The 12,346-nt window shown below is 38.1% G+C and carries 16 protein-coding genes; all 16 read right to left on the bottom strand.

Annotated features, from left to right (window positions below; translation table 11 throughout):
- Positions 1-27: 27 nt before the first annotated feature.
- The 16 genes from DW959_RS02245 to truA all read right to left on the bottom strand — a co-directional run bounded on the left by DW959_RS02245 (position 28) and on the right by truA (position 12,339).
- Positions 28-621, bottom strand: a complete 594-nt coding sequence (locus DW959_RS02245; RefSeq protein WP_117785784.1) for a DUF3267 domain-containing protein — start codon at positions 619-621, stop codon at positions 28-30.
- Positions 622-765: 144 nt separating this feature from the next.
- Entirely contained in the window at positions 766-1,239 is a 474-nt protein-coding gene (locus DW959_RS02255; RefSeq protein WP_117785783.1) for a GNAT family N-acetyltransferase, read from the bottom strand.
- A 99-nt stretch (positions 1,240-1,338) separates the two neighbouring features.
- Positions 1,339-2,667 (bottom strand): AAA family ATPase, encoded by a 1,329-nt coding sequence (locus DW959_RS02260; RefSeq protein ID WP_118483287.1) that lies wholly within the window; start codon positions 2,665-2,667, stop codon positions 1,339-1,341.
- Positions 2,668-2,896: 229 nt separating this feature from the next.
- Positions 2,897-3,052, bottom strand: coding sequence for a DUF296 domain-containing protein (locus tag DW959_RS15000; protein ID WP_347475302.1), 156 nt, complete (start codon positions 3,050-3,052; stop codon positions 2,897-2,899).
- 43 nt (positions 3,053-3,095) lie between these two features.
- Entirely contained in the window at positions 3,096-5,540 is a 2,445-nt protein-coding gene (locus DW959_RS02265; protein ID WP_118615259.1) for an FtsX-like permease family protein, read from the bottom strand.
- Positions 5,537-6,211: an ABC transporter ATP-binding protein gene (locus DW959_RS02270; protein ID WP_006426335.1), complete on the bottom strand. Its 675-nt coding sequence runs from the start codon at positions 6,209-6,211 to the stop codon at positions 5,537-5,539. Before DW959_RS02270 ends, DW959_RS02265 begins: the two co-directional genes overlap by 4 nt.
- Before the next feature lie 177 nt (positions 6,212-6,388).
- A complete protein-coding gene (locus DW959_RS02275; protein WP_118483281.1) occupies positions 6,389-7,654 on the bottom strand; it encodes a HAMP domain-containing sensor histidine kinase in 1,266 nt (421 codons plus the stop codon).
- On the bottom strand, positions 7,630-8,319 hold the full coding sequence (locus tag DW959_RS02280) for a response regulator transcription factor (protein WP_117914274.1): 690 nt from the start codon (positions 8,317-8,319) through the stop codon (positions 7,630-7,632). The genes DW959_RS02275 and DW959_RS02280 overlap by 25 nt, the downstream gene beginning before the upstream one ends.
- Entirely contained in the window at positions 8,297-8,701 is a 405-nt protein-coding gene (locus DW959_RS02285) for a GNAT family N-acetyltransferase (RefSeq protein WP_118483279.1), read from the bottom strand. The genes DW959_RS02280 and DW959_RS02285 overlap by 23 nt, the downstream gene beginning before the upstream one ends.
- Before the next feature lie 81 nt (positions 8,702-8,782).
- Positions 8,783-8,989, bottom strand: a complete 207-nt coding sequence (locus tag DW959_RS02290; protein WP_117808274.1) for a helix-turn-helix transcriptional regulator — start codon at positions 8,987-8,989, stop codon at positions 8,783-8,785.
- A gap of 2 nt (positions 8,990-8,991) precedes the next feature.
- Positions 8,992-9,297, bottom strand: coding sequence for a DUF6442 family protein (locus DW959_RS02295; protein ID WP_147340238.1), 306 nt, complete (start codon positions 9,295-9,297; stop codon positions 8,992-8,994).
- 647 nt (positions 9,298-9,944) lie between these two features.
- Positions 9,945-10,325 carry a hypothetical protein gene (locus DW959_RS02305; protein ID WP_347465154.1) on the bottom strand — a complete coding sequence of 127 codons (381 nt, stop codon included), beginning with the start codon at positions 10,323-10,325 and terminating at the stop codon, positions 9,945-9,947.
- The gene (locus DW959_RS15005; protein ID WP_347475303.1) at positions 10,264-10,425 is read right to left on the bottom strand and encodes a helix-turn-helix transcriptional regulator; all 162 of its coding nucleotides are present in this window, start codon (positions 10,423-10,425) and stop codon (positions 10,264-10,266) included. The genes DW959_RS02305 and DW959_RS15005 overlap by 62 nt, the downstream gene beginning before the upstream one ends.
- Positions 10,426-10,557: 132 nt before the next feature.
- Positions 10,558-10,866, bottom strand: coding sequence for an AzlD domain-containing protein (locus DW959_RS02310; RefSeq protein ID WP_021943195.1), 309 nt, complete (start codon positions 10,864-10,866; stop codon positions 10,558-10,560).
- 2 nt (positions 10,867-10,868) lie between these two features.
- Positions 10,869-11,570, bottom strand: coding sequence for an AzlC family ABC transporter permease (locus DW959_RS02315; RefSeq protein WP_118615261.1), 702 nt, complete (start codon positions 11,568-11,570; stop codon positions 10,869-10,871).
- Between the two features lie 19 nt (positions 11,571-11,589).
- Positions 11,590-12,339, bottom strand: coding sequence for a tRNA pseudouridine(38-40) synthase TruA (truA, locus tag DW959_RS02320; RefSeq protein WP_118615262.1), 750 nt, complete (start codon positions 12,337-12,339; stop codon positions 11,590-11,592).
- Between the last annotated feature and the right edge of the window lie 7 nt (positions 12,340-12,346).

Genomic DNA, 12,346 nt, shown 5'->3' on the forward strand with positions numbered 1-12,346 from the left:
TAATCAACTGTACAACCAACCAAAAATTTAAGAAATCTTATACATATCGTTCTTGTAGAACATTATTGAATCGCCTTTTTCAGAATTTCTTAGAACGGTAAGAACATTAAACACATCCGGAAACGGCGAAACCATACCCATACACGCCATGCCGAAATTCAATCCATTAAATACTCTAAATTCAGCAGGACTAATTACAAATAATATAAATGGAACTAATCCAAGAACAAATGGCAACAGGCACATCAATATAAACCGATTTCGCTTCAATGGATATGATGCTAATGCGACAAATGTTGTCTTCCCCTTTATTCTTCCTATTGTTACATCTGCTTCCTTAGGATAAACAATTCCATGTAACCACTCATGCATTATTAACAATAAAAAACCGAAAGCAAATCCAACCGGAATAAATATTGGTGAGATTACAACGGTCTTACATATTATCGTTTTACCAAGCATAGCAATAAAAAGGAAAACACATAGAATTGCAGAAATCGGCACCGCTTTTTTCATCAGTTCACCAACACTCTGCGGTGTTTCTATCTTTACTGCGCCTTCCGGCAAGCTTCCTGTTTGATATTTATTTATATCATTTATTGACCACACAATTTTTATCATATCAACTTCCTATTCTTCTGTATAATCCTTTGCATTTACACTATGTGCCGTATTATAAAACAATTGCGCCAACTACTCACAGTCAGTCGTTTTGTATTCTATAAGTTTCATGTTTTATCCTCATAAACTTGAACTAGCAAGTGTCTATAATTTACAAATCATAATATATTCTTCATCATTTTCATCAACAATTTCAAATCCTATCTTCCTATACATACGGACAGCATAATTCATCTTTTGAACTGATAATGATGCTTGTTTATATCCTTCTAGTTTTAGTTTTGTTAGCATCTGTTTCATTAATTCTGTTCCGATACCATAGTTTCTATACTCTTTAAGAAGTGAAATTGCAAAAGACGGTGTTTCATTATCTATATGACCATAATCATTCATAATCCGAACCCACACGGCGCCAACAATTTTATCCCTAACTTGAGCAACCAAACATAAGTCTCCCTTATTCTTACCAAAGTCTTTTACATATACCTGCAAATCTGGTTGGTTAATAATATCTTGGAGCGGTGCAGAAACTCCTTCGGGAATAAAAATCGCCTCATACAAAAAAGTATCTAATACCTTATTTTCATCTTGTTTTAATTCTCTTATCAAATAATTCATATAAACCTCCGATTTATTTTTCCTTATAAATCAGTTGTCATTCCACACATAATGATACCTCCGTCAAATCCTGATTTATCAACGTTTAACATGATTAAATCATATTAGAAACGGGATAAAATAAAATGGCTTCAACAATAAATTTTCTTCTCTTCCTACATCTTTTTGTGATATTAAATATATCTTATTCACATTTTGGGAATATTTTTTAGAAAATTCCTTTATTGATTCGTGTTTTCCTGTTCCGGAAGACTTAATCTCAAATGCATTTACCTTGCTTCCTTCTGAAATTAAAAAATCCACTTCATAATAATGCGTACTTCCATTCTTTTCCCATGTATGATAAAACAATTCTCTTCCAGATGCAGCAATCATCTGTGCTACAAGATTCTCATATAAATAACCCAGATTGGCAGGTAATTTATCAGAAAGCAGCTTGGCGTATACATCATTTTCCGTTACCGGACGGTCAATAAACAACAACGTAACAAATAACCCCGTATCTGAAAGATATAACTTGTAACTGTCAAAATCTTTCGTGTCCGTCAGGCTGACCCTTGGATTGGTAGAATTATAGCATGGCAGAACCGTTTTCGAATCTATCAAATCATATAATAATTCTTCCGCCTTGGTATTATTTCTTTTTCCGATTGCTGTAGTAATACGATATTTTCTTACATCCTTTGACAACTGTGCCGGAATCGCATGATATAATGCCGATATTCTTCCGGAGGCATCGATTTTCTTAAAATCTTCCTCATACAAAGATATGATCTGCCTTTTTACCATATCTATTTCTGAAAAGTTTTTTCCATTAACATAGGCTTCTACTGCCTGTGGCATTCCTCCCACTGCCATATATATTCTCAGATCCCGCATTAATTTACGATTGGTTGCCTGTCCGATAGCTGTCCCGCTATCATAAATCTGCTGCAATAACCCATAATTATTGCCCGTGGCATCACAGAATTCTTCGTAATCCATGGGATATACTTCCAGCTTCATTTCCTCGGAAGGAATCAGGATGTCCTTTACATTTTTCTTTATCGAGACCAAAGATCCTGTTTCCAAATAACTGTATCTGCCATCAAACACAAGATGCTTGATTGCCTGTCTTGCTTTAGGAAATAGTTGAACTTCATCAAAAATAATAAGAGACTCATGCTCATATAATGTTATTCCTGTTTCTGCCTGTAACCTAAGAAAAAAGATATTTAAATTTCCTATATCATCAAAACATTCCAATATATTACCTGTTGTTTTTGAAAAATCAATCAATATATAAGATTTATACTCATTCTTTGCAAAATTCTCCGCTATCGTTGATTTTCCAACTCGTCTAGCCCCCTCTAACAGCACAGCGTATTTATCTGAATATAAATTTTTCCATTCTAATAGTTTGTCATATGCTTTTCTTTTAAAATACATATCTACCTCCAAATATGCTCCACTGAATCTCTTCCACCCATTATATCACAAATGTACTTTTCTTCAATATTTGCATCCAGTATTATGTGTTTTTCTTCAAAATTTATACTCAAAATCATGTGCTTTTCTTCAAAACATTTTGAGTTGTAGATTTATATTTTCCTATCTGATCAACTGTACAATCAACCAAAAATTTAAGAAATCTTATACATATCGTTCTTGTAGAACATTATTGAATCGCTTTTTTCAGAACTACCATCCCACAGGTTGCGCTCACGACAGCTCTGTTCAGATGCTCTCCAAACACTTCACCTTTCTCATTTCCGACACTCATATGAAAATGTGCAGAATATTCTCCATAGAATCTTTTGACGTATACTCGCAAGCCAAGCTGTCACTCATTGCCCGAGTGACAGCTTAGTTACTTGCTATCCCTGATACCTTATTCTTTCTACCAGCGTTTCCTTTTTCAGATTACTGCTTAAAACGCAGGAAAGTACAAGCTGCAACAGACCGACCAAAAAAATCATAATAAAAATTGGTACGATTGGAACATGATAGATATTTATTCCAAATATTCCCATATGTTTTGCATAGGAAAAAAGTGCATAGCCGAGCGGCAGACCAATGATCAAAGCTACGCATATAGTGCCAACTGTAAAAATCAGTCCCTGTAACTGCAGGCATAAATTTAATTGTTTATTTGTCATGCCCACAGCCTGTAATATACCATATTCCTGCTTTTTTGTCGTAATATTCATGATCATGGTATTCGCCATATTCATAAACCCGATGAGTCCTACAATAGCCATAAACAGATAACAGCCAAGCTTCATCATGCTGCTTGCAAATTCGGCAGATTGTAACTGCGCATGATAAGTATCCATTTTTATATGCGAAGTATTAGAAATCAAAGTATTCAGACTTTGTTCTACAGATGCCACATCTTTTTTATCACAGTCCACCCACAGATAGCCATAGGCTGTTCCTCTCGGATTCATGGAACGATATACACCTTCCGGAATGACAAGATAAGTGTCCGCACTTACAAAAGATCCTGCAATCTTTCCCTGATAGGTATAGGTTCCACTTCCATTCTCAAAGTCAAATGCAATGGATTCACCCGGAGCATATCCATCTTGTTCCATCCACGCCAACCAACCAAAGAAAATATCACCATTCTTTACCGCCTGATCATAGTCCATAGAGCCAATATCCCCTTCTTGGCGCATAAAATCAAAATCCTTTTTACTCACAATAGTAGCCGGAAATCTTGTTCCGTTCAGATTTACAGAGACAATCTCTCTCGTCATGACATCTGTTACTCCCGGAATGCTTTTGATTTCTTCAATCAGCGAATCATTCAATGGATCATCCGTCAGAATCGTATCCAGATTATTCTCCGGATATCTTTCATCATACTCAGCAGAATAGTCAAGCTGCAGTTCAAATTGTCCATGATTAACGGAAAGACGTGCTTCATGCTCCGTGTCAATATTTCCCACATAATTAGAGATAATCACAAACAATACGCAAGAAAAACCCATTGTGAGGATAGTACCAATAGTTCTTTTGGGATTACCCGTTACATTTGCCATTGCCATAGAAAACACGGTAACATTTTTTCTGCCATTTCGTTTTCCTTTTTTGTGTGTTTCTGCATTTTCTAAATACCGTGTTGCTTCGATAGGTGACATCCGTGAAACAATTTTCATTGGTTTACGCAGTGCCAAAGCAACGGTAAGAAATGATACGAAAATACATAGAAGCATAACAGGCAGGGAAAACAGTGGCACCTGCTGGTTTTGAACACCCATAGAACCAGTTCCGGTTGATACAAGGTTCCCCTGTTCTACCAGCCAGTTAAAACCGTATTTTGCAATCAGAAATCCAAAAAGAAATCCAACCGGTATTGAAAAAATTGTCAAAAAAATGCCCTCTCTGAAGATCAGTTGTTTCATCTGCTTTTTTGTCGCTCCCAGAGCCTTGATTTTTCCATACTCCTGTATCTTGTTGGCAATACCGACCTGAAAAATATTATAAATGACTACAACAGAGAAAAGTACAATTGCAAGAATCAAAACCCCGCATACCGCAATCGTTTCATAACTCGGCTGCAAGACCCATTGCAAATAGAGATCATTGACTATAACGTTTTTTTCTTCGATCCCACAAGCTGCTGCAATCTGCTTTATAACCGAATCAATATTATTCATAGATACATTTGCAGAATCATTTAAAGTAAAATAAATATTATACTGTCTGTCATTCTCTGCGATGTGCTCATCATAAAACTCCTGTGACCCGAAAGCAACATAAGATGCCTCGATGGTATACTCATCCCGGTCATATAGGATTCCGCTGACAACAAATTCTTCCGGCTTATATTCTGACCGCATCCCTGCACGGTAATCCAGTGTAACCGTATCTCCGACCTTTACATCATCATATCCCATTGCACTAAAAAATGCCCTTCCTGCGGCAATTTCCTGCGTTCCCCCCGGATACTTTCCTTCCTTTAACTCATATTCCTTATTATAGGGAAGCATTTTTCCTGCGGTCTCATCCATGCAGACAAACCCGCCGTTTTCGTTGCCTTTAATTATGCCTTCTGTACACATAATTCCTATTGCATCTATTTCTGCACGGCGGCGTACGTCCTTTAACTGCGAGGCATCTGCTGCGACAAACAAACCATAATTGCTTCCATATGAGCCTGCCGCCTGACTTTTCTGTAAACGGATCATTCCATTTCCCACAGTACTGATAATCACAAGCAGCATCGTAGTCAGACACACGGACATCATAATCAGTATGCTTCTTGTCCTGTTCCTTTTGTCATTGCTATATGCAATCCTGCTTATTGTCTTCATCTGAAATCCACCACCTGTCCATCCTCAATCACCAGAATGCGGTCAGCGACCTGTGCGATTTCGTCATCATGGGTAATCATTACAATTGTCTGTCCATATTTTTTTGCTGTCATCTTAAGCAGAGCGATCACCTCATCACTGGTCTTAGAATCAAGATTTCCTGTCGGCTCATCCGCAAATATAATTTCCGGCCGATTCACCAGTGCTCTTGCAATTGCTACTCTCTGCTGCTGTCCTCCGGATAACTGATTTGGCAGATTATAAATCCGGTTTTCAATTCCCAGAGTTGCAATAATATCATTTACATACGCTTCATCCACTTTTCTTCCATCCAGCCCCAGTGGCAGTACAATATTTTCCCAGACATTAACAGATGAAACCAGATTAAATGCCTGAAAAACAAATCCGATTTTTCTTCTGCGGAAAACAGCAAGGGCATCTTCCTTCATCCTGTATAAATCTTTCCCTGCTAAAGTAACACTGCCTTTTGTCGGGGTATCAAGCCCTCCAAGCATATGAAGTAATGTACTTTTACCGGAACCTGACTTTCCGACAATTGCGACAAATTCTCCCTGCTCAATCTGAATGTCCACCTGATTGACCGCTTTGACCTGATTCTCACCCGCGCCATAAAATTTACAAAGCTGCTTGGTTTCTAATATCACACTCATGTGTTGCCTCCTTTTCAATTCTGTAAAGCGTACCTTTTCAGCACGCTTTCTTTGCCTGTTTATATATTTGGTCATTTTTCAACCTACATCCAAATTGTATCAGGACAATCTTTCATTTCACTTTCAAAAAACGAGCAGAACTCTTACAGAATTGTAAGGGTTCTGCTCACTTAAAATTTAACCAATATATGGTAATTGAATCACAAACGTGCTTCCTTTTTTCTTTTTGCCGGAGGTTACCGTAATCGTACCTGCGTGTTTTTCGATAATTTCTCTCGATAGAAAAAGTCCGATTCCTGTACCACTCTTTTCCATGACCTCCTTGGAACTTCCTCTGTAAAATCGTTGAAAAATTTTGTGATACTCATTCTGCGGAATACCAATTCCCTGATCCTCAATTTCCATTCTTACAAGATAGTTTCTTTTTTGTAACCGGATAAATATTTTTGAACCACACGGACTGTACTTGACCGCATTATCCAGAACGTTGATCACAGCTTCACCAAGCCACCTTTTATCCTGCATAATCGTGCATGTTTCCAGCTCTTTTTCATAGTCAAAAACGAATTCAATTTCTTTCTCATCCGCTTTAGGATAAGTGCGGTTCACAGCAGATATGACAGTATCCATAAGCGGAAGTTTTTTCTTATTAATCTGAATCAGTCCAGTTTCCATCTTGGATATTTCAAGAAGCGACTGCAATAATGTCTCCAGTCCATCCAGAGCACTCCGACAACGGATACGAAACTCCTCCTGTTCTGTGGCACTTAAGTCATTCTGCATCAGCACACTAAAACATGTATCCAACGCTGCAACCGGTGTCTTTAACTGGTGAGAAATATCAGAAACCATTTCTTTCGTGTTCTCCTTTTCTGCCCTTGCTTCTTCCTTTATCAACTGAATATGATGTCCGATTGCTTCAAGCTGGTCATTCAATTTTTCCAGTTCTGCATGATTTTCCGTTTTCAGTAAATCATCAAATTTATTTTCACGGAATCTGATCAGAATTTCTTCCAACTGGTCTAAAATTTTCTGATGACACGCATCTTCTTTTTTCTTCCAATAAAGTAAAAAAGTCAAAAGAAGCACGCATATCACAGTGCTTACAGCACCGGTCACCATAACCTGATGCCGGAATTGCGAATAAAATGCATTCCCTTTATTCCCCCAGTATCCATATTGCTCCAATAATCGCCTTCCCTGTTCGTTAGTTTCAATATCCTTATCTTTAAGCAATTCCGAAACAGCATCCAGCCCGGAAAATTCTTCCTTTGCAGCAATCTCTGTCATAAGATTCATTTTATATTTATAATCTTCATAAAACACATACGTGGTAAAACAATTTAATATTGCAAACAATATTATGACAGGCAATACCAAGGAAAGCACTACTGTGATCTTCTTGCGATATCTCTTTGTCACTGCCTTACCTCCTGATTCCATATATACCCAAGACCTCTGATATTCTTTATATAGACCGGTGCAGCCGGATTGTCTTCGATTTTCTCACGGAGTCTTCTGATATTGACAGCGATTGTATTTTCATCCACAAAATCCCCTTCCAGATCAAACACATTTTCCAATATTTGTGTTTTTGAAAGAATCTGTTTCGGATTCTGAAGAAAAAAAGTCAGCATTTTCAACTCCGTTTTTGTCAGACTGATTTCACGACTCTTTATCAGGACTTTCATTTCTCCTGCGATAAATACGATATCTCCCGAAATCATCTTTCCGGCTTCCGTTTTCTCCTGTCTGCGGCGGAAATGTGCTTCTATTTTCAAAAGAAGTACCGAAAGACTAAACGGCTTTGTAATATAATCATCTGCCCCTGCTTCATATCCCATAACCTGATCCATCTCCTGATCTAGTGCTGTAAGGCAAATAATGTATGTATTATAATTGCACCTCATCCACCTTACAAATTCCAGTCCATTCCCATCCGGAAGATTCACATCACAAATGGTAACATCCACATTATTATCACTTGCAATTCTTTTCGCTTTTTTCACTGATTCTGCTGAAAAAACCTCATATCCGGATTTTTTCAATGAGAATGCAATTCCACGATTTAAATTTTCATCATCTTCAACTACGAGTATACCTGGCATAGCATATGCACCTCTCTTTATTAACTATATTTCCTTCTCTCTTATAAAAGGATATTGCCCGTGCGTTCTTTTGGTATACGTTCAAGAACAACTTATTCCTTTTATCTTTTGCATAATTCAGCAGAATTTTACCTATGCCTTGCGATTGCATTTCACCAGAAACAAAAATGCCCTCAACATATTCATCATTTAACCCTATAAAACCCTGTATTTCTGTATCATACTCATACACATAAACCTCTGCTTGTGACAGTGCTTCTTTTACTGATTTGAAATTGCTTTTCCAGTATTCGGCGGAGATAAAATTATGTGCCTTTATATTTGTATCCAACCATATATCTGCAACTTTATTTATATCATCCCTTTGAAATTCTCTAATCATAACAGTGACTCTCCATAAACTTGAAGTTGTTGCTCTCTTTATTGTAAAAAAACAACCATTTCATAATCTGACAAAATTTTTCTAAAAATAAAACAAATCTTCAAATTTCTTTTCCAAAGCAAAACACAATAATAATGCTAGCTTTGCAGTAGGGTTAAATTGTCCCGTCTCAATCGAACTAATTGTATTACGAGATACACCTACCAAATCAGCCAATGCAGCCTGTGATAATTTTTTTTCAGTTCGAGCTTCTTTAATATTATTTTTCAATTCAAGTGAATCATTCATAATTAATGCCCCATGCAAAATCTAACAATTGCCATAATCGCTGTTGCAAACATAATAACTGATATAACCAAATGTTCTTTATTCCGTGTTTTAATAAATCGATATGTCATTGCTGCACACACCGAACCACTAACAGTTGCACATAAGTCCATCATAGGTAAACCTTGTTCTGATCGAATAAATGAAAATACAGATGCCATAATCACCATAACAATATATGACCACATCATAGACTTATCTTTTACTTGAAGTTCTCTTTCATCCAATTTTTCATCCTGTGCTCTTTTTAAAATTTCTTTTCTTTCCATAATCCAATCTCCTTTGCCAAGTTTTATTTGCAACAAAAGCATAACATTGCCAAGTACACTTGTCAAGTTTTTGTCAAGTTTTATTTGCAATAAAAGGTAGACTTTATCAAGTCTACCATGATATTTTTTCCTCTGGATTAGACTCAGCAATCATCAATGTTATCGCTACCAATGCACCATCACTTATCCTTTTCTGTCCCTTTTTATAAAGTGCATTATTTCCAGCTAAAAATTTGAATTAACACGATATCCTACTGAAAGTATCATGTTAAGATTATATATCTTGGGTTTTCTTCCTCCAGAACTTTTATTGGAAAAACCGACAGAAGTCTCATCTAATTCTCCTGAAGAAAGAATATTGGAAATATGCTCACTCACTGTAGCACGCTTAACATCAAATAATTAATCGCATCTTCAACAGTCATACATGGAGCATACTCCTACAACTTAAAACTTACTGCACTTTTTCACTAAGTTTTAATTCCTTATAGTTGCATATCAAACTCCGAAAAAATAAAGACGACCAGTCTTATCATAAAACCAATCATCTTTATTTATTCGTATATTGTATTTTGTATCTCATCCTTTGGACAAAATCGAATCATTTCTACGTTCTCTCTAAACCGGAAGTTTACGGTCTACCACTATTAGTTCATAAAAATATGCATCAGAAATCCGATTAATACGCAAACAACAAATGTTATCAGTGCACTACCTATAACTAAAAAAATCTTCTGATATGGGCGTTTACCTATTTCTCTCTGCTTTTGTATATCATCCAATAGTTTCCCCTCAGAAAATGCAACAATTTCTTTATAGGTTTGAACATCATTATCTTTTTTTACCTTTTCAACCTGAAAGGCAAAGTACATAGAGAGTGCCCAAATGATTCCCCAAGGGATGAATGCCCAAACGCCAAGCCACATAAATAGCGGAACTGCCGAAACTGCAGTGACAATCAGCATTTTAGTGTAGATTTTTCCATAGCGGTTCATTTTCCCAATTTGAGATTGTTTGTCTTGAAACATAAACTCGATCGGCTAACTTCTCTTGGGATAATTGTACTTCCTGACGATGTTTTTTTATTTGTTTTCCGAGTTCCATCTCTTCACCTCCTAGTATACTCATACTAATCAAAAAGTCATATTTTCGCTATCAAAGGACATTGACATCAAGGTTTTTAGCGTGTCAAAAGTCTTTTACATTCCAGGTCGGCGATATAGCAAGTTCTTTGTCCTCACTTTTCGGATTCACAACCCTCTATAAAAATGCCAATATTCTCTCCACTACAAACACCGTCACACAGGCGGCGGCAGCTACGACTACCAGCCCTTTTTCACGAATACCAAGGATAACCGCTACGACAAATCCTGCGATCGCACTGATAACACTTTCCGTACTGTAGAAAATCGCCGGAAGGGTAAGTGCCGTCAGGCAGGCATATGGCACATAGTATAAAAACGAACTTAAAAACTGATTCTCTATCTTTTTCCTGAATAACACCAATGGCACCGCACGGATCAGATATGTGACAACCGCCATTGCGATAATATATGTATATACACTCATCTCTATTCTACTCCTTTTTTCTTAACCGGTGCAACGATCGCACCGATTGCTGCTGCCGCTACTGTACATATAACGATCGATATTCCGGTCGAGATAAAGTGGAATATCGGAACATAATATAAAAGGATACTGAACAAAGCTGCCACGCATACCACAAATAACACAGATTTTGACTTCTTGGCAACCGGAACAACGATCGCCACGAACATGCCATAAAGTGCAAGACTGAGTGCGCTGCACACAGACTTTGGAAGCAGCCCGCTGGCTACTGCTCCGGCAAATGTACCACCGCCCCAGCCAAGGATCGGAAGGATCTGAAGTCCTAACATATACGGAAAGGTCACTTCTTTGAAATATCCCATTGCAACTGCAAAGATCTCATCTGTATTTGCAAATGCGATGATCAGACGCTTCCAGATGCCTACATCGTCAGCTAACTTCTGCGTAAGTGAAAGACTCATCAGACCATATCTCAGATTGATGATAAGCTGGGTAAGGATCACCTCAAGGATCGTTCCCCCGGCAATGATGATCTGAAGTCCGGCAAACTGACCGGCACTTGTAACATTTGTAACGCTGGTAAGAACTGCCTGAAAGACACTGAGTCCGCCTTTGATCGCAAGAATACCAAAACTAAAACTAACTGCAAAATACCCCAGGGCGATCGGGATTCCATCCTTCAGCCCATTTTTAAATTCATTCATTTGTACTACTTACTCCATATTACTTTTTTTCATAATCAACCTGCATCAGGCACAAGCCCTGTGGTGGTGCGGTCGGCCCTGCGAGCTGTCTGCACCGGCCTGTAAGCACCTCTTCCATGTATGCCGGTTCCATTCTGCCTGCCCCGACCTCTACCAGAGTACCGGTCAGGATACGAACCATATTCTGTAAGAATCCGGCTCCGTGGAAATCAAGAATCACATAATCGCCATCTTCCTTAATATCGATCGCAGATAACTTCCGAACCGTCGATTTCTTCATCTGCTTATTGCCACAGAAGCTCTTGAAATCATGTTCACCGACCAGATAAGCTGCTGCCTTACGCATCCGTTCACAGTCGATCGTCTCACCCTCATCCAGAGTCCAGACGTATTTCCGGTCAAATACCGGCTTCAGCCTGCCACGATAGATCGTGTAACGGTAATGCTTGCCCTTTGCATTAAATCTTGCATGAAACCGTTCTGCTGCCGGAGTAACCTCCAAAATGCAGATATCATCCGGCAGATAATGATTCATATAATCTCGGATCTCCTCCGGTGTCTTATCTGTCGGAACCGGGCCGCTTGCGACCATTGCCCTTGCATGCACACCTGCATCGGTTCTTCCCGCTCCGTTGATCCGTACTTCTTCGCCTGCCATCAGGGAAAGCACTGATTCGATCTTTCCCTGTATGGTCACAACGTCTTTTTTATGTTCCCACCCATGATATCTTGTTCCATCATAGGCGATCAGAAATCTGTAATTCTGCATAATCGTT

The organism is Clostridium sp. AM46-21, from assembly GCF_003480025.1.
Lineage (GTDB): Bacteria > Bacillota > Clostridia > Lachnospirales > Lachnospiraceae > Coprococcus > Coprococcus ammoniilyticus.

Bases quoted from the DNA above. Each gene is read 5' to 3' on its own strand.
- DW959_RS02245 (WP_117785784.1), bottom strand. From the start codon at position 621: ATGATAAAAATTGTGTGGTCAATAAATGATATAAATAAATATCAAACA.
- DW959_RS02255 (WP_117785783.1), bottom strand. From the start codon at position 1,239: ATGAATTATTTGATAAGAGAATTAAAACAAGATGAAAATAAGGTATTA.
- DW959_RS02260 (WP_118483287.1), bottom strand. From the start codon at position 2,667: ATGTATTTTAAAAGAAAAGCATATGACAAACTATTAGAATGGAAAAAT.
- DW959_RS02265 (WP_118615259.1), bottom strand. From the start codon at position 5,540: ATGAAGACAATAAGCAGGATTGCATATAGCAATGACAAAAGGAACAGG.
- DW959_RS02270 (WP_006426335.1), bottom strand. From the start codon at position 6,211: ATGAGTGTGATATTAGAAACCAAGCAGCTTTGTAAATTTTATGGCGCG.
- DW959_RS02275 (WP_118483281.1), bottom strand. From the start codon at position 7,654: ATGGAATCAGGAGGTAAGGCAGTGACAAAGAGATATCGCAAGAAGATC.
- DW959_RS02280 (WP_117914274.1), bottom strand. From the start codon at position 8,319: ATGCCAGGTATACTCGTAGTTGAAGATGATGAAAATTTAAATCGTGGA.
- DW959_RS02285 (WP_118483279.1), bottom strand. From the start codon at position 8,701: ATGATTAGAGAATTTCAAAGGGATGATATAAATAAAGTTGCAGATATA.
- DW959_RS02290 (WP_117808274.1), bottom strand. From the start codon at position 8,989: ATGAATGATTCACTTGAATTGAAAAATAATATTAAAGAAGCTCGAACT.
- DW959_RS02295 (WP_147340238.1), bottom strand. From the start codon at position 9,297: ATGGAAAGAAAAGAAATTTTAAAAAGAGCACAGGATGAAAAATTGGAT.
- DW959_RS02305 (WP_347465154.1), bottom strand. From the start codon at position 10,325: ATGTTTCAAGACAAACAATCTCAAATTGGGAAAATGAACCGCTATGGA.
- DW959_RS15005 (WP_347475303.1), bottom strand. From the start codon at position 10,425: ATGAGTATACTAGGAGGTGAAGAGATGGAACTCGGAAAACAAATAAAA.
- DW959_RS02310 (WP_021943195.1), bottom strand. From the start codon at position 10,866: ATGAGTGTATATACATATATTATCGCAATGGCGGTTGTCACATATCTG.
- DW959_RS02315 (WP_118615261.1), bottom strand. From the start codon at position 11,570: ATGAATGAATTTAAAAATGGGCTGAAGGATGGAATCCCGATCGCCCTG.
- truA (WP_118615262.1), bottom strand. From the start codon at position 12,339: ATGCAGAATTACAGATTTCTGATCGCCTATGATGGAACAAGATATCAT.